This is a genomic window from Atopobium minutum 10063974, assembly GCF_000364325.1.
Lineage (GTDB): Bacteria > Actinomycetota > Coriobacteriia > Coriobacteriales > Atopobiaceae > Atopobium > Atopobium minutum.
Genome location: NZ_KB822533.1, coordinates 128,557 through 149,780 on the forward strand (window position 1 = coordinate 128,557; position 21,224 = coordinate 149,780).

The 21,224-nt window shown below is 49.1% G+C and carries 16 protein-coding genes and 1 tRNA gene; 5 read left to right on the plus strand and 12 right to left on the minus strand.

What is annotated here, in order from left to right:
• Window positions 1–120: 120 nt before the first annotated feature.
• Entirely contained in the window at window positions 121–441 is a 321-nt protein-coding gene (gene trxA / locus HMPREF1091_RS00570) for a thioredoxin (protein WP_002562882.1), read from the plus strand.
• A gap of 68 nt (window positions 442–509) precedes the next feature.
• Here the strand turns inward: trxA and HMPREF1091_RS00575 are convergent, their stop codons facing one another.
• The 6 genes from HMPREF1091_RS00575 to HMPREF1091_RS00600 form a co-directional block, all read right to left on the minus strand.
• Window positions 510–977 carry a metallophosphoesterase family protein gene (locus HMPREF1091_RS00575; protein ID WP_002562883.1) on the minus strand — a complete coding sequence of 156 codons (468 nt, stop codon included), beginning with the start codon at window positions 975–977 and terminating at the stop codon, window positions 510–512.
• A 60-nt stretch (window positions 978–1,037) separates the two neighbouring features.
• Window positions 1,038–1,757, minus strand: a complete 720-nt coding sequence (locus HMPREF1091_RS00580; protein ID WP_002562884.1) for a LytR/AlgR family response regulator transcription factor — start codon at window positions 1,755–1,757, stop codon at window positions 1,038–1,040.
• Between the two features lie 85 nt (window positions 1,758–1,842).
• A complete protein-coding gene (locus tag HMPREF1091_RS00585; RefSeq protein ID WP_002562885.1) occupies window positions 1,843–3,150 on the minus strand; it encodes a histidine kinase in 1,308 nt (435 codons plus the stop codon).
• Window positions 3,150–3,728, minus strand: a complete 579-nt coding sequence (locus HMPREF1091_RS00590; protein WP_002562886.1) for a QueT transporter family protein — start codon at window positions 3,726–3,728, stop codon at window positions 3,150–3,152. The genes HMPREF1091_RS00585 and HMPREF1091_RS00590 overlap by 1 nt, the downstream gene beginning before the upstream one ends.
• A gap of 63 nt (window positions 3,729–3,791) precedes the next feature.
• Complete coding sequence (locus HMPREF1091_RS00595; protein WP_002562887.1) at window positions 3,792–4,475, minus strand: hypothetical protein; 684 nt, start codon at window positions 4,473–4,475, stop codon at window positions 3,792–3,794.
• A 267-nt stretch (window positions 4,476–4,742) separates the two neighbouring features.
• Window positions 4,743–8,459, minus strand: a complete 3,717-nt coding sequence (locus tag HMPREF1091_RS00600) for a M14 family zinc carboxypeptidase (protein WP_002562888.1) — start codon at window positions 8,457–8,459, stop codon at window positions 4,743–4,745.
• 310 nt (window positions 8,460–8,769) lie between these two features.
• Between HMPREF1091_RS00600 and HMPREF1091_RS00605 the strand changes: the two genes are divergently transcribed.
• A complete protein-coding gene (locus HMPREF1091_RS00605) occupies window positions 8,770–9,426 on the plus strand; it encodes a GNAT family N-acetyltransferase (protein WP_002562889.1) in 657 nt (218 codons plus the stop codon).
• A gap of 191 nt (window positions 9,427–9,617) precedes the next feature.
• Here the strand turns inward: HMPREF1091_RS00605 and HMPREF1091_RS00610 are convergent, their stop codons facing one another.
• From HMPREF1091_RS00610 to HMPREF1091_RS00620, 3 genes are all read right to left on the minus strand, one after another.
• Window positions 9,618–10,820 (minus strand): agmatine deiminase family protein, encoded by a 1,203-nt coding sequence (locus HMPREF1091_RS00610; RefSeq protein ID WP_002562890.1) that lies wholly within the window; start codon window positions 10,818–10,820, stop codon window positions 9,618–9,620.
• Between the two features lie 27 nt (window positions 10,821–10,847).
• Window positions 10,848–11,927 carry a putrescine carbamoyltransferase gene (gene ptcA / locus HMPREF1091_RS00615; protein ID WP_002562891.1) on the minus strand — a complete coding sequence of 360 codons (1,080 nt, stop codon included), beginning with the start codon at window positions 11,925–11,927 and terminating at the stop codon, window positions 10,848–10,850.
• Between the two features lie 242 nt (window positions 11,928–12,169).
• A complete protein-coding gene (locus HMPREF1091_RS00620) occupies window positions 12,170–13,627 on the minus strand; it encodes an APC family permease (protein ID WP_002562892.1) in 1,458 nt (485 codons plus the stop codon).
• 229 nt (window positions 13,628–13,856) lie between these two features.
• On the opposite strand from HMPREF1091_RS00620, the gene HMPREF1091_RS00625 reads away from it, so the two are divergent.
• Window positions 13,857–14,840: a helix-turn-helix transcriptional regulator gene (locus HMPREF1091_RS00625; RefSeq protein WP_002562893.1), complete on the plus strand. Its 984-nt coding sequence runs from the start codon at window positions 13,857–13,859 to the stop codon at window positions 14,838–14,840.
• Window positions 14,841–14,889: 49 nt separating this feature from the next.
• Here HMPREF1091_RS00625 and purH read toward each other — a convergent pair whose 3' ends face one another.
• The 3 genes from purH to HMPREF1091_RS08375 form a co-directional block, all read right to left on the minus strand.
• Window positions 14,890–16,509: a bifunctional phosphoribosylaminoimidazolecarboxamide formyltransferase/IMP cyclohydrolase gene (gene purH, locus HMPREF1091_RS00630; protein ID WP_002562894.1), complete on the minus strand. Its 1,620-nt coding sequence runs from the start codon at window positions 16,507–16,509 to the stop codon at window positions 14,890–14,892.
• Window positions 16,510–16,665: 156 nt separating this feature from the next.
• Window positions 16,666–17,625, minus strand: a complete 960-nt coding sequence (gene arcC / locus HMPREF1091_RS00635; RefSeq protein ID WP_002562895.1) for a carbamate kinase — start codon at window positions 17,623–17,625, stop codon at window positions 16,666–16,668.
• Window positions 17,626–17,913: 288 nt separating this feature from the next.
• On the minus strand, window positions 17,914–19,935 hold the full coding sequence (locus HMPREF1091_RS08375) for a DUF2207 domain-containing protein (RefSeq protein ID WP_002562896.1): 2,022 nt from the start codon (window positions 19,933–19,935) through the stop codon (window positions 17,914–17,916).
• Between the two features lie 151 nt (window positions 19,936–20,086).
• Here HMPREF1091_RS08375 and gluQRS point away from each other — a divergent pair, with 151 nt between their 5' ends.
• Window positions 20,087–21,073: a tRNA glutamyl-Q(34) synthetase GluQRS gene (gluQRS, locus tag HMPREF1091_RS00645; RefSeq protein ID WP_002562897.1), complete on the plus strand. Its 987-nt coding sequence runs from the start codon at window positions 20,087–20,089 to the stop codon at window positions 21,071–21,073.
• 53 nt (window positions 21,074–21,126) lie between these two features.
• A tRNA-Ser gene (locus HMPREF1091_RS00650) sits at window positions 21,127–21,217 on the plus strand.
• The last annotated feature ends 7 nt before the right edge of the window (window positions 21,218–21,224 follow it).

Consider the following 21,224-nt stretch of genomic DNA (forward strand, 5'->3'; position numbering starts at 1 on the left):
ATTCCAATCATAAATTGATTAAAACAAATTGTACCGCGCGTCATAATTGTGGCGGGCTGGGTACAAAAACCTCAGCTAAATAATTTACGGGCAAGCTGCCCGTATCGAATGGGAGGAACAATGGCTTCTGAGAAAGTAACCAGCTCTACCTTTGACGCTTTGGTAGTTAACAGCGATAAACCCGTGCTCGTAGACTTTTGGGCAACCTGGTGTGGTCCTTGTCGCGCATTGGGTCCCGTTGTTGAGGAAGTTGCGGACGAGATGGCAGACAAGATTGTTGTCTGTAAGTGTAACGTGGACGACGAGGCAGATCTGGCCACTAAGTTTCACATCGTGTCTATCCCGACCTTGATTTTGTTTAAAAATGGCCAGCCTGTGCATACCATGGTAGGCAACATGCCCAAAGCTTCCCTCATTAAAGAGATTAGCGAGAATCTCTAATTGTGTCTTGTGCAAACGCTATCCCGTAAGCAAAACCTCCTGGTTTAACCAGGAGGTTTTTCATCTCTTTAATCTAAAAGAATGATCTCGGCAGAAATAATCTTCTTTTCCGCCACAACAATCTTTCCGCAGGTTGGTCCCATCATGGTGCGAGGATAGCTAGGACTACCAGGATTCATGACCAATACCTGGGGCTTCTCGTTTTCCACAAACGGCCTATGCGTATGGCCACAGATTGCAATATCGCAGCTGTCCAGATCCAGCATCTCATGATAGTGGCAAACCTGCCAGCGCAGGCCTCCCAATACAAAACGGGTAACCTTGCCAACTTGAGGGCCATACAAATAAGACCCATCATTATTCCCAAGACAGGCATACACCGGGGCAAGTTTGCACAAGCTATCGTAATCTCTTGTCGAACAAATATCCCCTGCATGCACAATGTAGTCATTGCTTGCAAGCTCTGCCAGCAGACAATCGGATAGCATCCCGTGAGTATCGCTCACAATGCCAACAGAAATCTCATTTTTAGCCATGATATGCCCCTAGTACAAACACTCTGCTATAAATGACGCATGAGTAACGCTGAGCCGTAGTTAGATGCCCAGCGTACGCTTAAGCTGAACAACACGACGGCGAGAAACAGAGATTTTTTTATCCGTAATCCCGCTCAGGCCCAGCTGTAAGTTACCGCTAGAAACACCCGCTACATCCTCAATATACTCCAAGTTAACGATGTAGCCACGATGCACTCTGAAGAAGCCATGCGAGGACAGTTTATTTTCCAACTGCGCCAACGATGTGGTGGACAAATACCTATCGGTATCTGTGTAAATGCAGGAATAGTCATCTTTTGCTTCAATGTAGCGAATGGTGTCCACAGGAACAAGCACCTTACGCCCGGCCTTCTCGACAGGGATGCGCTCAATAGCGGTATGTCCCTCTGTAGCAGGAGCCAAACGTTTTTGCACCTTATTAAGCGCTTGCGATAAGCGCTCGCTCTCCACCGGCTTCATTAGGTAGTCCACGGCGTCCACATTAAAGGCATTCAGTGCGTACTCGCTGTGCGCGGTAACAAATACAATGACCGGTGGATTTTTTATCTTTTGCATGGCCTCTGCTAGCTGCATGCCTGTTGTTTTTGGCATAGAAATATCCATGAACAAAACGTCTACACGGCCCTCCATAAGCTTTTCTACAGCCTGGCGAGCATTAGAGGCTTCCACGATATAGTCTACGCGACCGGTCTCTTTAAGCAGATAACTGAGCTCAGAGCGCGCTGGGGCTTCATCATCAATTATCATCGCAGAAAGCATATCTTTACTCCGTTCTAGCAATCTCAAAACGAGGAAAACTATTACGCAACCGATAGAACACTAATACTAGCAAATTTCAGAGGAGCTAGAGTTTATTTGCCACCGCATTGGCAAGACGGATGGTAATACTTGTGCCCTCGTCTGGGCGTGACATTATCTCTATACCCGAATCGGCGCCAAAAATATGCTCGATACGCTCTTGCACGTTACGCATGGCAATCCCCGTGCCCTTCTCGCTGGTAGCATCTGGACTGACAGGCTCACCCGCCAAGCGAGAAGCAGCCTCTTCGTCCATGCCCAAGCCATCGTCCGTAACAGAAATCATGATGTCATCGCCTTCTGTAGCAATGTGAATATCAATGTGGAGAGGTCCATCATCGCGCATGGCATGCCGCACGGCATTTTCTACAATGGGCTGAATGATAAAGGCGGGAACTTGAATTTGTCCACAACCAGGCTCTACATACTCCCGCTCTATGATGCGGTCTTCTCCAAAGCGTGCGTGCTCAAAGCTGAGGTAACGACGTGTTTGCTCGAGTTCCTTCTCGATAGAAATAAGAGCCTCTGAATTTTCCAACGTCTGACGATAAAACGTTGCAAATTCGCGCAAGAGGGTTCGAGCGCGCATGGGATTAGTTCGCGTAAGCGACGCCATGGTATTGAGGATGTTAAAGAGAAAATGAGGATTGATCTGAGCCTGTAGGGCCTTAACCTCTGCCTTGGCGGTGAGCTCTGCCTGACGCTCCAGCTCCTCTGCAGACAACTGAATGGATAGCAGGTTTGACAAGCCCTTAACCAGGGCAAACTGCGTACGATTTGCCCTTCGCGGATTGTGATAATAAAACTTGACCACACCTATGACTTCATCGCGCACCTTGAGAGGCCCTACTATCCCCGCGGGAATTGTATGGGTGCCCGCAGCGCCCACGGTAGTAATTTGCTTGAAGAGTGTGGTGGTCCCTGTTTGCAACACCTCCTTTGTTGCAGAGGTATGGATGGGTGTGCCCAGGGGATACTCGGATGCCATTTTGCCCTCATATCCCAAAACGGTATGAGTATTGGTAATGACCACCGCATCTGCATCCGCATACTTAAGCATGATTTTGCAGATGGCATTTGCATTGTTGTAATTAAGACCGTCCTGCAACACCTCGGATATGTGGTATGCAGCATGCAAAACTTGCCGAGTGGTATTGGTTCGTATTTCTTGCGGATAAAAAATGCCACCCAGCACCAAAATGAGAATAGAGCTTATTGCGATAAGGACAATGATGGCAAGCTGCAGATCCATATCCTCAATGAGCGCGTAGGATAAAAATAAGATGGTAATAATTCCCAAGACACTACCAAGTATAAAAAGTATTTGGTAGCCATGCTCATCAATCCGGCGCATTACTCTTCTTCCGTCATCTTCTTAATAAAAGAGGTTTTGCTCAGGACGGTAGCCAAAGGTAGGCCTAACAAATACAGCACCACAGCCTCACCCACACCAATGGCGATAAACCCAAAGAGGTACATGAATGCATAGCTGCCCTCAAGAGAAATGGAGGTAAAGGGAATGGTGTAAAACCCGAGACCTGCAAGAATCACTGGTAAATAGGCTGGGACAATAAATGCGTTTGCCAGCACGGGGCCAAGCAGTGCAAGCCGAGGCCTCTTGCGCAAACGCCAGGTAATCCACGCGCCCACAAGTGTGGCAAGGGATCCGAACACCACATCAAAAAGACCTAAAGCTCCCGAACCACTTAAAACAATATTGGCAATATTTGCAATAACACAGCCCAGCGCTAAGCCGGGAACGGCATCTGCGGTAAACAAGGCTAAGACGACGAGTGCTTCCGAAATCCTAAACTGGACAGGACCCCAAGCAAGGCCACTTAGAAAGACAAGAGCAATACTGGTGGCAGCTGCATATACAGCAGCAATCATGCCAATGCGTGCAAGGCGCGTGGTCTTGTTTACATTCGACAAAATAAGACTCCTTACAAAGACAACTCATTTAGTGTAACGCATCGACCACAATTTTATAAATCATTACGCCCCAACAGATCCATGCTGCGCCTGTATCTTCTTGCGCTCTTTTTCAAGCAGCGTATGGTAGCTCTGTACAAATTTTTGTGCCATGCCTGTGTCGTAGCCATCGGCAGCAATCACTCCATGCTCATCAGAGCATAAAAATACCTGGTCAAAAGCCATTTGTTTATGTTCCACTTTTTCCACTAGGTCTGAGTCATACACTACGGGAATGCCTAGCGTACGCGCCAGATCTGCAACCAGTAAAGAAACGGCTGAGGTAAACGTGCCCTGTTCCACTCCTGCATAGAGTGTCTCATTTTTAACAACCCACAGCGTTTCCGGTGCAACCCCGGTCTTGTGCGCCTCATGATAAGAAATTTGTGCGCGCTTGATAAGAGATGCAAGGCTGCTGGACTCCAGCGCAGCATAAGGTCCGACCGTCATAACTGCCTGGCCCTGCTCGTCAATTATCACCATAAGCACACCGTCTGGGTACTCAGAAGAGCCGCTGTACAACGTCCACTCTAGGTGTTGTTTTGCCCACGCAAGGAGCTTGCGAGATACGGGTGCGCCGGCTATCTTGCGTTTACCTAAAGCGCGGAGCAGACGATTTTCTAACGGCAAGGTTGAGGAACACAAACGCCAGCGACACACAATTGCTGGAGTTCCCAGCTCAAACAGTTGTTCTGCCATCTGATCCATCTCTTTCTCCTGTTAAAGCATGCAGCTCATGGTACACAGCACGACGAAATATATGTCGTAGGTACTATAGCTTACAGCCACGCCAAAACCATAGTATTTGTATTGTAACCAGCGCTCGAGAAAAATTATCTAACAGCGGTAAGCGGTTTTTAAGTATGGTGTCCAACAAAAACCGAGCCAGAAACTCATGGTCTCTGACTCGGTTTACATACGCTAAAGCCTTAAAGCTTTAAAGTCCAAGGGTTAAAACAAGCGTGATCACACCGCTTATTTCTTTCCACCCTTCTTCTTAAGGTAGTAGGCAACTCCAACCACTACAACTGCAGCAACCACTATGAAGGGCACTGCTACGGTTGCGTAATCACCCGTCTTAGGAAGCAGTTTTCCTAAGGGATTCTGAGCGCTTGGCTTGTTGGTACCAGGCTTGGTGTTGTTGCCATTAGGCTTGTCACTACCAGGCTGGTTATTGTTGCCACCAGGCTGGTCATTACCATTGTTAGGATTATCTGCCTTAACAACCGTAAACTTGCTGCTTACCTGGCCATCGGTAGAAACAATAGTAATGGTGTGCTCGCCCTCGGCAAGGGTCTTGGTAAAGTCAGCGCTGAGCGTAACCTCGGTGGAATCACCGGATACGGTGTAGAACTGAGGATCTACAACCTTACCATCTACCTGGACCTCTTTGAACTTATTGGAGGGAGCATCAGAGGTAAACAGTGCGGTCTCGCCCTGCTTAACCTCAGCGGTCTCCTGGATCATCTTGTAGGCAGGGCAGGTGTTCTCTGCTACAAAGTCCTCGCCGGCAAGCTTGGAGTAGATGGCTGCGGTAAGGTAGCGATAGTCGTCTTGCTGGTGAGCCTTGTTTACCAAAGTGTTGGCAAAGGCAGCTATGTTCATACCGTTTTGCTGATAATCAATAGCCTGGATGGAGCCCTTGTACTTCTCGATAGCCTTCTTGGTCATGAAGCCCTCAAGCAGATCATCCTGTGTGGTCTTGATAAGGACCTTTCCGCCATCAGGAACCTTGGTAATGTAGCCACCACCATAGCCGTACATCTTGAAGTCGCCTTCATTTTTGTAGGTGGCAGTAATGATGTCATCCTCGGGGAACTCAACCTTACTAAAGGCGTCATAGCCCCACCAGTCATTATCGGGCTCGGCTGCAAAGCCAGGCATAAGGTCATAATCCTTGAGGAACTGCATGGCATCTGGCGTATAGGCAACATAAGGAATGCCAGCCTTAACCTTGGCGGCTACCTCATCTGCATTTATAGGATACTGAGAGCCAACAATAACGTTAGCCTCGTCCAGGTTATTAGTAAGCTCAAAGCCCATCTGAGTCTGGAGAGCAAAGATGTCCCAACCATACTCGGTGCTCAGACGATTACGATAGCCCTTCATACCAACCTCGTTACCATCTGCATCGGTAACAAAGTCAGAACTACCAGCGGGAACATATGCCTTGATAGCATTGTTAAGTTTCTTAGCCTTAGGAGCTTCCTCGGTGCTTACTACATCCAAGGTCCACTTGTCCTGAACCGTGCTGAGGTCAGCAGCTGCTACCACATAGCTACCGGCATGCTCGCCCTCGGTGATAAGACCAACGTTCTTGCCATCCTTAAGCAGAGCGTTTACTGCATTGATGGCGTCAAGGCCGTTGTTCTTAATAATAGAGATGCAACCCTGGCCCTCATACACCGTTGCGGTCTTGGGAGCCTCGGTGATCTGATCCATAGCGTCTGCAGCAAAGACACCAACCTTGCGGATGGTATCCATATCAAAGCCGCGGAACTCAGCAAAATTGGTTACTGGCTCGGAATACAGCGTGTACTGAGCCCAATCGGAAATTACCAGGTTGGGGTACAGAACGCAGTTAGCCATATTACGCTTGGCTTGGTGCATATTAACAATAACGGTACCGGCAGCATAGGTCTTGTCGCCAACGGTTACGTCCTTGTTAAGCTGGTCGATCTTTACGCCATTGTGCAAAAGCAGAGCAATAGTCTTGCTTGCAGCAGCACGATCCTGCTGACTTTGAGTGTCCATAGGAATGACGTAATACTCGGGGAAGAAATTGTGGTTCTCATTGTTCTGAGGACGGAAGGTATCAGCCTCGGCACCAGCCTCGTCATACTGGTTTACGTAGTAAGGACGAATGGTGTCCGCATCGATGTTCTCAATACCACGACGGAAGCGCTCAAGCTGGTTGAGGAACATACGATCCTTATTAGCAGCGATAAAGTCTGCGTTGCCGATAAAGCCATACTCAAGAGCATATACAGCATCCACATTTGCGTTTGGAGCCTCAACAGTGTAGGCATTGGTACCGTGCATCATGGCGTACTGAGGTGTGTAGCTCGTAGACATGTCGTCAAATGGAGTGCCCCAATACTTGGAGCCATCGCTTTTCTTCTCGAGATAGTCACGCATGGGCATCTGTACAGAATTGATGGTCGCATTGTTGGAGATGGATGCGCCCATGAATGCCTCACCCTGCTCGAGTGCTGTATCAATAAACAGGTCATACTCGTTGTTGGGGTCATGCGTAGGAGAGCAGGGCTCTACCTGATACTGCTCATAGTAACCGTGTACCTCGTGCAGGGACAGAGGGTTCCACTGAGACAGGAAACCAGACATTGCCTGAGTTTCGGGCTGTGTCTGATAGGTGTTGTCGCGGTTGAGGTCAAACATATTGGCGTTAGTGCGGACGTTTACCGCACGAGCGTCTGCATTCTCGGAAGGAATGAGTACGAAGAACATGTCGTCCAACAGCTTGGAGGGATCAAAGGTCCTGGTCTCCCTGTTGTAGTACTTGTCAAGTTGCTCTTCGGTCAGATCTGCAGAATCAACACTACCGCCGCCGCCATCGCCGCGCAAATAACCAATACCGGTGACCTTGTCCTTAATAAGGTCAGACCAGACCTTACCATCTGCGTCCATCTCAGTGGCAAGCTCCTGCTTACCAGCATCGGTGAGGCCGGTTACGGTCTTGTACTCAAGAGGCTTGCCGGTGGAAAGGTCGCGCATGAACTGCATGACTGCGTCTACAGCTACGATCTCATCTGCATGAACGTTGCTGTATACAACAGGTACCTTATACTTAAGCGTGCCAGCCTTCACCTCTTCTTGAACCTTAGCAGGCTCGGACTCCATACGCTGCTTGAGCGCCTGGTAGTTGTCCAAGTCTTCCTTAGACTTAGCTACAAAGACAGCCTGAATGGGGCGACCCTGTACCGTCTTGCCCAGCTCACGGATCTCTGCATACATACCATTGGCGTTAGCCTGTGCTACAAGCTCGGGGAGTTCCTGATAAATCTCATCCTGAGTACGGAACTCATCGTAGGGCCTGAGATCAACATCGGTGCTGTACAGCTCGGTGCCGTCTACAGAACAAGCCAGCTTAAATGTGCCGGTATAGTCAAGCATCGCGGAACGCACTAAAGCACGGGCGCGCAAATCAAGACCGTCAACACCAAAAAGCATCTTGTTGCTAAAGGTAAGAACGATGCTTGGAATACCATCTACCTCTTCTGCCTTCATGGTAATGTCGTTAAACATGGGCTGAGAGGGAATTTTGTTGTTCTTACTTAGCTGAGTAGCTACTGTTTTCCAGTCTGCCAAAGGTCCGCCCAGATACTGTTTGGGGTACACCTCGTCAGGCATAATGCCCTTATCGCGAGACAGGGTCCAGGTAACCTTACCATCATCAATCTGCTGCTGAAGTTCTGCTACGCTCGTAGCCTTTGTGGGAACTGTTGCCTTATAGGAGCGCTCCTCCGTCATGGAGATGCCCACCTTTTGACCTGCAACTGCCTTCGCATCAGTACGTTCAAACTTCCCTGCCGCTTCGGCCTGAGCAACCGTTGCGAGTAAGGCGCGCTGATTAACAAAGTTGGCTAACGGAGGAGCTGCCACCGTTCCCAAGCCCAAGCTAAGGACGAGAGCTGCAATTACAGCTTTCTTCCTGTTTTGTTGGGATGCCATGAACTCACCTTCCTTCTTCACGAAAACACAGAAACAAATACATGCAAACCATATGGTATCGACAAGAAAACTTCACTGCTCTGACCGCAGGGCGATATTCGATAGACGTATGTTATATCAGGCGAACGGTTTGGCACGTGAGGCGCCGCACAGTATGTGTGCTGATACAAAAATAAAAGACCGCCTAGCACAGCTTTACTGCCCGCCTACAGATAATCAGAGCGCTTTTTGACGGCTTGTAGTTACAATGAAATAAGTAATATTTTTTGACTGCTTAAGAGATGCGGTCTGTAACTACAAAGGAGCAATCATGGGTGAGCCAATCGACGATCTGGGCATTACGTTCCGTATGTTTGAAGACCATGACTTTATGGATGTTGCCACTCTGTACACCCACATTTGGACGAAGACTGTTGAACTTCCTGATGACAAAATTTTGTGTGGCTCCCTTAGCTTAGCTGGTTCTTTGCTGCGCTCGCCCCTTGGCTACGTTGCCGAGAAAGACGGTGTAGTTGTAGGCGTTTGCCTTGGTGGACTGAGTCCCCATGGCAAACAAACCTTTGTTGAAAAATGGAGACCACGCTTAGAAGAGTTGATAGAGAAGGGCAACACCCGCGTTGAACAAACCCAGAGCCGTAGGCTTGAAGGAAATCTTTTTGGCGATTTGCGTGAGCATAAAATAGCCGACGATTTTATCGCCAATAACCCCGACAATCCCTATGCGCAAGCAGAACTGAATCTCTTAATGCTGGAGCCCGCCCTTCACGGCAAGGGTGTTGGCGGCAGGCTCATAGACGGTATGCTCAAGCTCTTTAAGGAAGCTGGCGCTCCAGGATTTTTCTTAACGACCGATACGTCTTCTAACTGGCATTTCTATGAGCACCGAGGCATGCAGCGCATCCAAGAAAACCCTGACCCCAATGATCCTGGCTGGGCGAGTTTTCTCTATGGCGACCTGCTGGCGTAGGGGCGTGCTGGCGTAGAGGCATGTTGGTGTAGGGTTGCTGGTCGGAAACCCGTTGATATGGCAGCCCGTCAGCGTAGGATTACCAGCACGACAATCTTGCTATAACAAAAGGGTCCAACGCATGCACGCGAAGGACCCTTATCATAAGCGCGTTCTTCTGAGGCGAAAGGCCTACTTTAGCGCATGTTCACTTAAGCGGAAGGCTCCTGCTGAGTGATGCAGTGGATATTGCCTCCACCGTACACTACCTGCTCAGACTGGACGCCTACTACCGTGTACTCACCCTCGCCCCAGGTTTCATCGTATATCTTCTGAAGGGTCTCAAGGGCAAGTGCGTCGTTCTTATCGCCATACTGAGGAGTGATAACACCCTTGTTGGTTACTAGGTAATTCATGTATGACGCAATGAGGGGCTCATCGGGAACACGGGGCTCTGCGTTCTCATCAATATCGATAGAATCACAGGCTTCTTGGCTCATAAACAGGGGGTTCACGGGCATGGGAAGCTTGTATACCTTGAGCTTGCGGCCCTTTGCATCAGTTGCGTTGGAGAGGGTTTCATACGCTGCATGGCACTGGTTATAGAACGGATAGTCAGGATCGTCAGTCCAAATAACCGTCACTACACCCGGTGCAACAAAGGTAGCAACATCATCAATGTGACCGTTGGTCTCCTCTGGATCAATACCCTCTTTAACCCAGATAACCTTCTCGACACCCAAGTACTCCTTAAGGTGCTCGGTCATGTACTCACGAAGCTCCTCACTCCAAGGCTGGTATTTAAGGGCAAAGCTCGGCCAAATGCCCGCATTAGGTTCATCCACGCGAACTGCCGAAGCAGTGCGGCCAGGCGATAGCAGGCACTGATCGGTAACAATGACAGTGCCCTCGCCATCAACGGTAATGGAACCGCCCTCAAGAATCAGGTCGTCAGGACGATACCTGCGAACGCCAGAAAACTCTGCCATCTTCAAAGCGATTTGCTCGTCCTTGTCCCAGGGGAAATACAGTCCATCAACCATGCCGCCGTAAGCGTTAAAGTGCCAATGGTTGGCGCGCTTCTCGCCCTTGCCGTTGATTACGTACGTTGCGCCGGTGTCGCGGAACCAAGCGTCATCGGTGGTCATCTCCAGAACCGTTACGTTCTCATCATCCTCAAACACGGCCTTGCAGTTTGCATAATCTGCCTGGTTGGTGCACATGACAACAGGGGTAAACTCCGCGATGGCGCGCGCCACATTTGCATATTGCTCTTGGGCAGGCTTTGCACCGTGCGCCCAGGTGTCAGTGCGATGAGGCCAGCCCATCCAAACGCGGTCTTGCGGAGCAAACTCTGCGGGCATAAAAAAGCCATCTGCCTTAGGGGTGGACTCGGATTCGGTAATAGTACGCATACAAAACCTCCTTGTTAAGCCGTTACGTTATGCCTGAAGCTCGTTGATTTTATCGAGAGCAGCGTGGAGCTCTGCCTTAGCGGAATACTCAACATCCTCGTCGTTGAGGGGAGTGCGCTTACCCAGTGTGGCGAGAAGAGCGCGGATGGAGTGCTTACGATTTTCAGCCTCATCCCAGCACAGGGAGCGCTCGGGACTATCCATAACCTCGTCGGTTACTTCCTCGTTGCGAGTGGCGGGCAGGCAGTGCATGAATTTTGAGTTGGGGCCAGCATAGTTCATCATGTCCATGGTTACCTGGTACTTAGGATAGAAAACATCCATGTAGTTCTCGCCAGACTCCTCCTCATCGTACAGGCCATACCACACGTCGGTGTAGATAAAGTCTGCGCCCTTGATGCACTCAATGTCGTCAGAGATAACAATGGTGCCGCCAGACTCCTTGCAGTTTTTCTCGCCAATCTCCATGAGCTGGCGGCCAAACGCCGCACGCTCCTCCTTGGTGCCCACGTGCAAACCACCGTCGCACACCTGGTGACCCTTAGGTCCGAACTGGACGAACTTCATGCCGACCTTGGAAGCGATGAACATGAGGGAGACGCAGACCTGGGTTGCGTCACCAATGAAGGCGAGGGTGCAGTCCTCGATCTTCTTGCCCTCGGGCAGGTTCTCGAGCATCGTCATGAGGTCGCCCATCTCCTGCGTGGGGTGGTTGAACTCGGACATGCCATTGATGACGGGAACCGCGGAGCCCTGAGCAAGACCCGCTACATCCTTGTGACGATTAACGCGAGCCATCATGATGTCGAGCAAGGAGCCCATAACGCGAGCGGTATCCCCCAAAGATTCGTGGCCGCCAAGCTGAATGGTGCCAGGGCCATAGAACTGCGCATGGCCACCGAGGTCGGTCATAGCAGTCTCAAAAGAAAGACGGGTGCGGGTAGATACCTGTTGGAAAATCATGCCAAGAGACTTGTTACGAAGAAGATGAGGATAATATCCATCAACCTTGATGGCCTTCTTCATTGCAATGGCAAGATCTTCAATGGCTAGAATCTCTTCCTTAGTAAAATCATTGGTATCGATAAAATCCTTAGGCATTGCCATGAGACACTCTCCTTTACTGAATTGCTCAATTGCTTTACTGGACAGCCAAGTAGCTGGCGGTGCTGCATTCTTACACCTTCAACCTTAACCACTTGCAACAAAAAAGCGAGTTTATCCTTGGTGTTTAAATATCAGCGGTAGCTATACCTAACCTAAACTCCCTCATAAGCTCTGATGCCCCGCAATTTTGGCACCCCTCTATCCATCATTAATATTAATAATGGATAGAGGGCATTTACTCTTTATTCCCCGGGCTTATCAACAGCTGTATCGACGGAATTGTCGGTCTTTCCTTCAAGGCCTTCATCGGCAAGGCGTTGAGCGGCAAGTTCGGGAGTAAGGCCCGCATATTCCACCTTGCGGCCACGAGCAGACCATATCCGGACTACCTCACCAAGCAAAATAAATACAACAGTACCAATGAAGAAGCTCCAGTCACCCTCAAAGCCAGGAAGAACAATGGTTGCAATAATGCAAAGCACCAGCTCGATTGCAGGGACAACCAAGGCCACCATCTGCATGGCACCCTTAAAGGGGAATTTAAACACGCGCTCGCGACCCGGATCAACTTTACGCAGCTTGAGGAAGGCTGGGAACATGGGGATGTAGCTGATGAGCAAAAACACCACGTTCATCGAGAAAAGCATCCAGAAGATATTGTTTGAGATGGTCTCATTGGGAATGAGCTGCAGACACAGGGCTAAAGAAGCCACCACTCCGTCTACGATAGCAGCACCGTTGGGCATCTCGGTCTTTGTACTCTCCCGTGCAAAGACCTGAGGCATATTGCCGTGTTTTGCTGCATAATCTGCAACAAAGTTCACACCAAAGGACCAAGAAGCCATATTGGCAAAAAGCGTAAGCAAAAAGGCAATAGAAATGATGCCAAAAATTGGTGAGCTGCCAACCATAGTCTGAACGGCAACAATCATGCCAAAGTCAGGATCGATTGCGTCCGCAGGAATAGCCGCGCCAATACCAAAGGATGCAAAGAGGTAAATGGCTGCAATTGCTAGACCGCCCAGAATGATTGCCTTTGGAATGTCTTTCTCGGGATGCTCCATATCAGAGGCAAAGGTGCACACCACTTCAAAGCCCATAAAATTAAAGAGAATGATGGACAAATTGGTAAGCGCAGAGCCATCAAAGCTAGGAAGGAAGGTTCGTGCGGACATATTGGAAGCAAAGCCGTTTTGCGTTGCATACCAAATCCCAAGAGCACCAACAATAACTGCAATGGCTACTTTAATAATGGCGCCACCGTTTAGGATCCACTCGGAGTCAGACACCTTTGAGAACGACATAATGACAACGACCCAGACAAAGGCCAGCTCAATAGCCATCTTAGCAACCATAGTAAACTCAATACCAAAAACCATGCCAAGGATGTCCGGAAACAGCGTTGCACAAGAAGCAATCCATAAAGGATAGTTAATCCAGTAATACCAAGCGACACGGGCGCCCCACTTGTCACCAAAGGCCTCACGAATCCAGTCGTACAGACCACCATCGGAATCATAGGTAGTGCCGAGCTCAGCAACAACCATACCGTAGGGAAGCAAAAAGGTGATGATCAAAAAGATCCACCAGAAGAACTGTGCGTTGCCAATGGCTGCTGCCGGTGCTGCAGCTTCCGCTACAAACACAACGCAGATCACAGAAAGAATCACGCTCAAGAAACTGAATTTTTTCTTCTCCATTGTGCAACCTCCTTTCAAAAGGATGTAAGCTACATGAGCATGCACTTTTATTGCACGCGATTTCATCTTTTACGATGGAACTTATGAGCCTGTTGGTCCAGCTCATTTGAGTTTATGAATGTTGACGGTTTTTAAACCCCAATAAACTACTGATAGAGCCCAGGTTTACCTAAGCTAGAGTTAGCCATATAACTCAAGGGGTTTATATCGTTAGAAATGAGACGCTGCCATGAGTTTATTCTTTTTCGTGTATACCATTGCGTTACTTTTTATATGTATTGCAACGGCCAGCATCTGTGGTGCAGCCTATGCCGTCTCTCATAGAAATCGCTATATCCCGCAAGCATTATTCTTTATTTTCTATTTTGCGGAGCTTGCAAGCATCTTTGGTTCCGAATGGATGGTGCAAAACATTTCTACGATCAACCCATCCAATTATTACAGCGTTGACCTTCCCGCATTCCGCATTCTTATTGGCGCCGCAATTCTGTCTTGCTTCTGGTGCGTCGTCCTCGACATTGTTGACGTATACCACGCGCGAGCTGTGGTCATCCCTACCGTCATCTTTATTATTGTGTGCACCCTTATTATAGTGACGCTACCCTATGGCCCATTTAAACAATGGCTCTTTTACACTATGCGACAAATCTCACTCATAGCCTGCCTTATTTATGCACGCTATCGCTACCACAAAAGCAACGATGAAATCATGCATCAGCGACTTACCAAGCGCGTCAACATGATGGCTATCTTAAGCGTTTTGATTATCTGCATCCTTATCGAAGACAGCATTGTAATTCTTAACCTGCCCATCCCTGGACAGGACAGCATCTTTGCAGCGCTGTTTCTCTCGTCCCGTAATTTTTCCGAGAACATCACGATGCTGTATCTTGCCTATACCGTAGTGCGCCCCGCCTTTGAGATCATAAGCCTTCACTTTAATGAACCCCCAGAGGCAAAGGCAGACGAAGCCGAAGCAAACCGTCTTACGGTCCACATCGAAGATCGTCTGCCCGCTTATGCTTCTGCACACGGCTTATCCAAGCGCGAGCGCGAGATTTTGGGTCTTGCTATGCAGGGTAAGAGCAACCGTGAGATTGCTAATGAGCTCATTTTGGCCGAAGGTACCATCAAAACTCACCTACACAACATTATGAAAAAGTGTAAGCAAGCTAACCGAGAAGACCTGCGTCGTGATTTTTGGGCCAGTTAGTCCACAAGCTAGCTTACAAAGTAGCCCGCAAGTTAGCCTACGAGAACCCCTAATGGCGGAAGTGGCGATTGCCGGTAAAGACCATAGCAATCCCGTGCTCATCACAGGCTGCAATGGACTCATCGTCGCGCATGCTGCCACCAGGCTGGATAATGGCAGTTACGCCATACTTTGCCAATAGGTCTACCGTATCACGGAAGGGGAAGAAGGCATCGGAAGCCGCAACCAACCCTGTTGTTGTTAGCTCCATGCGCTCACAGGCTTTCTGTGCACGCTCGCAAGCTAATAGGGCAGCATCAACACGGTTGGGCTGTCCTGGTCCCATACCAAGGCCAGCCTTATCCTTAGCAACCAAAATTGCATTAGACTTAACCGTTTTGCAGACCTTCCAAGCAAACAGAAGATCGTCCATTTCTTCCTGGGTAGGTTGACACTTGGTAGGAACGGTAAAGCTCGCGCTGTCCTCATCAACATGGTCGATGTCCTGCACGAGGATGCCGCCATCTACCGCACGAACCTCATGGCCAATTGTGCGGTCTACGCCACCGGTTGCCAATACGCGCATATTAGTGCGCTTGGACAAACGTTCAAGCGCTTCAGGCGTATAGCTAGGAGCGATCATGACTTCAACAAACTGCTTATTAACGTCCGCAAAGTGCTCTACCAATGACAGCGGTACTTCTCGGTTGACAGCAATAATGCCGCCAAAAGCAGATACGGGATCGCAGGCAAAGGCGCGATCGTAGGCAGTGGTGACGTCTTGGGCTGTTGCAGAGCCACAGGGATTTTGATGCTTAAGAATGATAACGGCAGGATCATCAAACTCACGCACAGCGCTCCAGGCAGCATCGGTATCGAGCAAGTTGTTATAGGACAAAGGCTTGCCCTGAATTTGCTTTGCTCGTGCAAGGGAATGCTCAGATGCATCGGGATCCACATAGAACGCCGCAGCTTGGCGGGGGTTCTCGCCATAGCGCAGATCCTGTTCCTTAACAGCACGTATGACCAGGTGCTCGGGGAACTCAGAGTTACCCTCGTGATGCTCAGAACCATCTTTCTGATCCGAATCAAGCTGACCAGCAAGCCAGGTAGAAATGGCTGTATCATAAGCCGCCGTGGTGGAGTACACCTTAAGTGCGAGCCTGCGGCGCGTTTCCAAGGTGGTAGCGCCAGCATGAGCACGCATTTCATCCAAAATGCTGTCATAATCAGCTGGATCACTGACCACTGTCACAGACTCATTATTCTTTGCCGCAGAGCGCAGCATAGAGGGGCCACCAATATCAATGTGCTCAATTGCATCTGCAAAGGTCACGTCAGGCTGAGCGATGGTTTTCTCAAATTCATACAGGTTAACGCATACAAGATCAATCATTTTAATATTATGAGCAGCGGCATCCGCCAGATGCTGCTCATCATCACGACGGCACAGCAGACCGCCATGCACCTTGGGATGCAGAGTCTTAACACGCCCATCCATCATCTCAGGAAAACCGGTGTACTGCTCTATAGGCGTAACGGCAACGCCAGCCTCTGCCAAAAGACGCGCGGTGCCCCCCGTGGAAATCACCTCGACACCAAACTCAGTTTCGAGCGTCTTTACAAACTCAACAACGCCTGTTTTATCAGTTACCGAAACAAGTGCGCGCTTAATGGGCATCTCGGCCATGGAGTCTCCTTTGGGGTCACGGTTTACCTAGTGTTAGTGTAGCGTAGACGAGAAAACAGTACAGCATGTGAGGGTAATTCATAGCCATACAACGAAATAGAGCCCGCCGAAATCGACGGACTCTATTTTTAAGCCTTTGTTTTAAACAAGTGCAACTTAGGCGTGAATGCGAGTACCGGAAAGGCCGGCCATAGCCTCGGCAGCCTTATCCAAAGAACCAATGATGCACACGCGGCCAGGACGGCTCTCTGCAAACTTAACAGCAGCGCGAACCTTAGGCTCCATAGAACCCTTGCCAAACTGGCCCTGCTCAAGGTACTGACGTGCCTCTTCAGTGGTGATGTCCTCAAGATCCTTCTGATCAGGCTTGCCAAAGTTAATGGCAACGTGATCAACAGCGGTAAGAAGAACGAGGGTGTCTGCAGAGCAGTCCTCAGCGAGAAGCTCACCGCCCATGTCCTTATCGATAACGGCAGCCTGACCCTTGTAAGCACCCTTATCGCTGTAGTCACGAACTACAGGAATGCCGCCGCCGCCACAAGCGATAACGATAAACTCGTTGTCCAGAAGGTTAAGGATGGACTCGTTCTCAACAATCTTCTTGGGCTCAGGAGAAGCAACAACGCGACGATAACCACGGCCGGAATCCTCTACAAAGATCATGTCAGGATGAGCTGCCTTCTCTGCATCTGCCTGCTCCTTGGTAAGGAATGCACCAATGGGCTTGGTGGGGTTCTGGAATGCAGGATCGTCAGGGTCTACCTCAATCTGAGTTACAACAGAAGCAACGTGCCAACGCTTGTAAGACTTGTGCATAGCGGCACCAATTGCCTGCTGCAGGTGATAGCCAATGTAGCCCTGGCTCATAGCACCGCACTCAGGAAGGTCCATGGTGGGGATGGACTCGTCGGTCTGGTTTGCATAGGTAAATGCCTTTTGGATCATGCCAACCTGAGGGCCATTGCCGTGGGTGATGATGATCTCGTTGCCCTGCTCGATAACCCTAAGCAGGATGGGGGCAGCGTTGCGAACGCGCTCAATTTGCTCTTCGGGGGTGTTGCCAAGAGCGTTGCCACCAAGGGCGATGACGACGCGGCTTGCGCCAGACTTTGCCATTGTGTCTCCTCTAGATCGACGGATTGTCCACTCGCGGTATACGAATGGGCGCGAAACAAAACGCGCTATCAGTGCAATGGTAGCGCGTAGCTACTGTAAAACAATTTGATATATTTTGCACGCCTGTAAACGGTATTTTTCTCAAAAACATAAGGGGATAGCTGCTTCTGTAAACCAGCTGTCCCCTTATTATCTAACATGCATAAAATTACGAGAAAGGCATCGTTTTATAGAATATTTATTCAAAAACGCTTTGCGGGCGAACGGTAGTGCCTTCACTAAAAGTGCTTAAAATGCACCGCCGCCTCCGCCGCCGCCGAAGCCGCCGCCTCCGCCACCGGAAAATCCGCCGCCGCCTCCGCCAAAACTACCCCCACCAAACGAATCCCTTGAGGAAGCAATAGTGCTTGCTGTAGCACTACCCAAAACGCTGCGATCGAGAGTCGAAAGTGGTGAATCAGTCCAGCTGTAGCTGTTCAGCCATATATAGGTTGGAATGCTTTGTGCATCATCCACATACTGCGGAAGAGCAACCCTAATTTCTTCAAGCACCTTTTGAGAAACTCCCAGTGCCACAGCAATAACCAAAAGCTTGCTCCACAAAACTACATCGTTGGGTACAGCCTCATTGAGACGTGTAAAATCGTTAAACCAATGTTTAAGCGCTTGCAGTTTTGCGTCAAGTTCTACACCTTCGACAGATAATTTTCTCATTTTACGCGCTTTAGAAGTAATCCACACCATGGTACCTACCTGCAATGCAAGATACAAAGGCCAAAGCCATGCAGCGGGACCAATCAGGTTTCCCCAGTCCGAAAAAATAAAGGGAATCACTATCGCCATAGGCGCAAAGGGCACTATAAACACAAGTCCGCACAGAACGGTCATGAGCCATACCCTGTTTTTATGGGTATCCTTAAAATAATGTTTATGGTACGCTGCACGCTCTGCATTAGCAGTCCATGAGTTCAGCCAGTTTGCATACTTTTCTGGCTTTTCCTTTGCCACTTCTTCTAGATCACTCATACGTATAACTTTGTGCGTTTCATTGCTTGACTGCTGTTTTGCCTTACTGGCAACCTTTTTGAATAAGAGTTCGTAGGTGGCACGATCAATAGAATCCGTTAGCTCCTCGGGTTCCTTAAGCGCTGTAAGCCTCCAAGAAGCTGATCCGTCCTTGTCATCTGCCTGCTCAATACGCAAAGCCTTGATAGCACTTAGGTGCATAATCCCCGCAGTAAGAAACATGCTCTTGCACTTTCCTCTGTTTTGAAGAATCGAGTACACCACGGGATTATCGTGAGAAGGAACATCGCGGAAATATGTGTCTTTAAAAAGCGGCTCATGCAAACGACGATAGCGAGCATAGTTTTTATATGCAAAAAATCCCATCAAAAGGCAGGTTATGGGCGAAGCTGCGATAAAAATGTTCTTGAAGTAATCAGCCGCAGTCTGGGTGTATTTTTTACGGCTTTGCTCATACTCACGCATACTCTGACGCCTTTGATTGGCCTGCTCGGCCCATTTTGTCTCTTCGTCGATAATAGCATCCAGCCTCTTTGTCGAGATAGGTGTGACGTCGCCCACCCAACTAATGGGAAATGTAATGCGTGATTCGGCAAATTCATAAGTCCCGACCCGATCAACGGTAAAAAGAACACCCTTTTTATCTTTTGATTGAGTAACAAGTCCCGTAAGAGCACCATGACCCCAAGCACGGACATTGTCTCCGGGAACAACGCTTTGCCCTTCTGGAACAGGTAGATGAATTTCACAACTCACATTATTTGAGGGAACATCCCAGCCGTCAGAAACAAACTTCCAATATAGCTCTGCGCAATCCGACCATACGGAGACCGCATTATTGATGCGGTAACTAATGACGTACGACTGTTGCTCACTTCTAACGGGATGAAAAATCTTAACGCGCTTGACGCCCTCCTCGTTAAGCACCTGGAAGGTATCGTCATTCTCAGAATCATTTTGCGTAAGCTGGGTGTATGGAGTAAGCGAACCTTTCTCGGCAAGTCCCGCTTTGATGTCCGTAACCGTAATGGCACGACCATCGTAAACCCCTTCTGGAATCTTCCAATACACGCCATTAAAGCGACCGTTAAAGTTAAACGTGCGATTTTCCACTACGTCCATAGAGCCATCAGGGTTAACGGTAGCATCAATCTTGACTTGCTCGATTGAGTAGTCTTTTGCCCATGCCTGATGTGGCAATCCGAACAAAACGACCAAGACTGCAAAAAGCCAGCAAAGTGCTGCACCAAACGTCAGCCGTTTCAAAATAGCGTACTTCTTCATAGGGCTCCTGCCTTACAGAGCAAACGGTATTGCGTTACCAATAACGATATATAACGATGGTTCGTTATTAATCTAACTATACGATATTTTCTAACCATACGGTATATTTTGCAGGTTCATATCCTTGTATGGGTGAGCTACCATAAGGGTCATGCAGCTTCAGACCTATACATTTCCTCATCCCACGACTGTGGTTGGCCGCTTTGCGCCCTCCCCCTCTGGTCGCATGCATTTGGGAAACGTGTTCTCCCTGCTTGTGGCCTGGTTAAGTGCCAAACATACCGGAGGAAAAATCATCCTGCGCATTGAAGATATTGACCCAAGAGCCGCCAATCCCCAACAAGCACAGCTGCTCATGGCAGATCTTGAGTGGCTTGGTCTTTCATGGGACGAAGGCCCCTACTTCCAAAGCAAGCGAATTAAGCTCTACGACCAGGCCATTGCGGATCTTACCAACCAGGGTTATACCTACCCTTGTTTTTGCACACGCGCAGAACTCCATACCGGATCTGCTCCTCACGCCTGCGATGGCAAATATGTCTATCCGGGCACTTGTCGCGCGCTCACATCAGAACAACGCCAGCAAAAGGCTCACGAGAAAATGCCGTCCATACGCTTACGAGTACCAAACCAAGACGACAAAGCTGCTGTATACAGTTTTTCTGACCTCGTACAAGGCGTTTATCGACAAAACCTTGCTACTGATTGTGGTGACTTTATTATCAGGCGCGGCGATGGTGTATATGCCTACCAGCTTGCCGTTGTTCTTGATGATGCACTTATGGGTGTTAACCAAATTGTGCGAGGCTGCGATTTAGTAAGCTCAGTTCCAAGGCAGCTCTACCTACAGGATTTACTGGGTGCTCCGCATCCCAGTTATGCTCACATTCCGTTGTTAATTGCCCCTGATGGGCATCGTCTTTCCAAGCGCAACAAAGATCTTGATCTGGGTGCTCTTAGGGCTCGCGGTGTGCTGCCTCAACAAATCATTGGTTGTCTCGCCCACCTTTTAGGATTGGTTCCGCCAAACACTGCGCTTACGCCAGATGAACTCCTAGCAAGTTTTAGCTGGGATACGCTTTTGGAGTGTCCGCAAAATATTGTTGTAACGTCTGAAATTTTTGATACAAACGTATAGTTATACTAACAAAAATTGCTATAGTAGGGTATTATTCGTATGCACCATTATTTGGAGAGCTGACCGAGAGGCCGAAGGTGCTCGCCTGCTAAGCGAGTATAGGACCAAATCCTATCTGGGGTTCGAATCCCCAGCTCTCCGCCAGAACATT

Bases quoted from the DNA above. Each gene is read 5' to 3' on its own strand.
- trxA (WP_002562882.1), top strand. From the start codon at position 121: ATGGCTTCTGAGAAAGTAACCAGCTCTACCTTTGACGCTTTGGTAGTT.
- HMPREF1091_RS00575 (WP_002562883.1), bottom strand. From the start codon at position 977: ATGGCTAAAAATGAGATTTCTGTTGGCATTGTGAGCGATACTCACGGG.
- HMPREF1091_RS00580 (WP_002562884.1), bottom strand. From the start codon at position 1,757: ATGCTTTCTGCGATGATAATTGATGATGAAGCCCCAGCGCGCTCTGAG.
- HMPREF1091_RS00585 (WP_002562885.1), bottom strand. From the start codon at position 3,150: ATGCGCCGGATTGATGAGCATGGCTACCAAATACTTTTTATACTTGGT.
- HMPREF1091_RS00595 (WP_002562887.1), bottom strand. From the start codon at position 4,475: ATGGATCAGATGGCAGAACAACTGTTTGAGCTGGGAACTCCAGCAATT.
- HMPREF1091_RS00600 (WP_002562888.1), bottom strand. From the start codon at position 8,459: ATGGCATCCCAACAAAACAGGAAGAAAGCTGTAATTGCAGCTCTCGTC.
- HMPREF1091_RS00605 (WP_002562889.1), top strand. From the start codon at position 8,770: ATGGGTGAGCCAATCGACGATCTGGGCATTACGTTCCGTATGTTTGAA.
- HMPREF1091_RS00610 (WP_002562890.1), bottom strand. From the start codon at position 10,820: ATGCGTACTATTACCGAATCCGAGTCCACCCCTAAGGCAGATGGCTTT.
- ptcA (WP_002562891.1), bottom strand. From the start codon at position 11,927: ATGGCAATGCCTAAGGATTTTATCGATACCAATGATTTTACTAAGGAA.
- HMPREF1091_RS00620 (WP_002562892.1), bottom strand. From the start codon at position 13,627: ATGGAGAAGAAAAAATTCAGTTTCTTGAGCGTGATTCTTTCTGTGATC.
- HMPREF1091_RS00625 (WP_002562893.1), top strand. From the start codon at position 13,857: ATGAGTTTATTCTTTTTCGTGTATACCATTGCGTTACTTTTTATATGT.
- purH (WP_002562894.1), bottom strand. From the start codon at position 16,509: ATGGCCGAGATGCCCATTAAGCGCGCACTTGTTTCGGTAACTGATAAA.
- arcC (WP_002562895.1), bottom strand. From the start codon at position 17,625: ATGGCAAAGTCTGGCGCAAGCCGCGTCGTCATCGCCCTTGGTGGCAAC.
- HMPREF1091_RS08375 (WP_002562896.1), bottom strand. From the start codon at position 19,935: ATGAAGAAGTACGCTATTTTGAAACGGCTGACGTTTGGTGCAGCACTT.
- gluQRS (WP_002562897.1), top strand. From the start codon at position 20,087: ATGCAGCTTCAGACCTATACATTTCCTCATCCCACGACTGTGGTTGGC.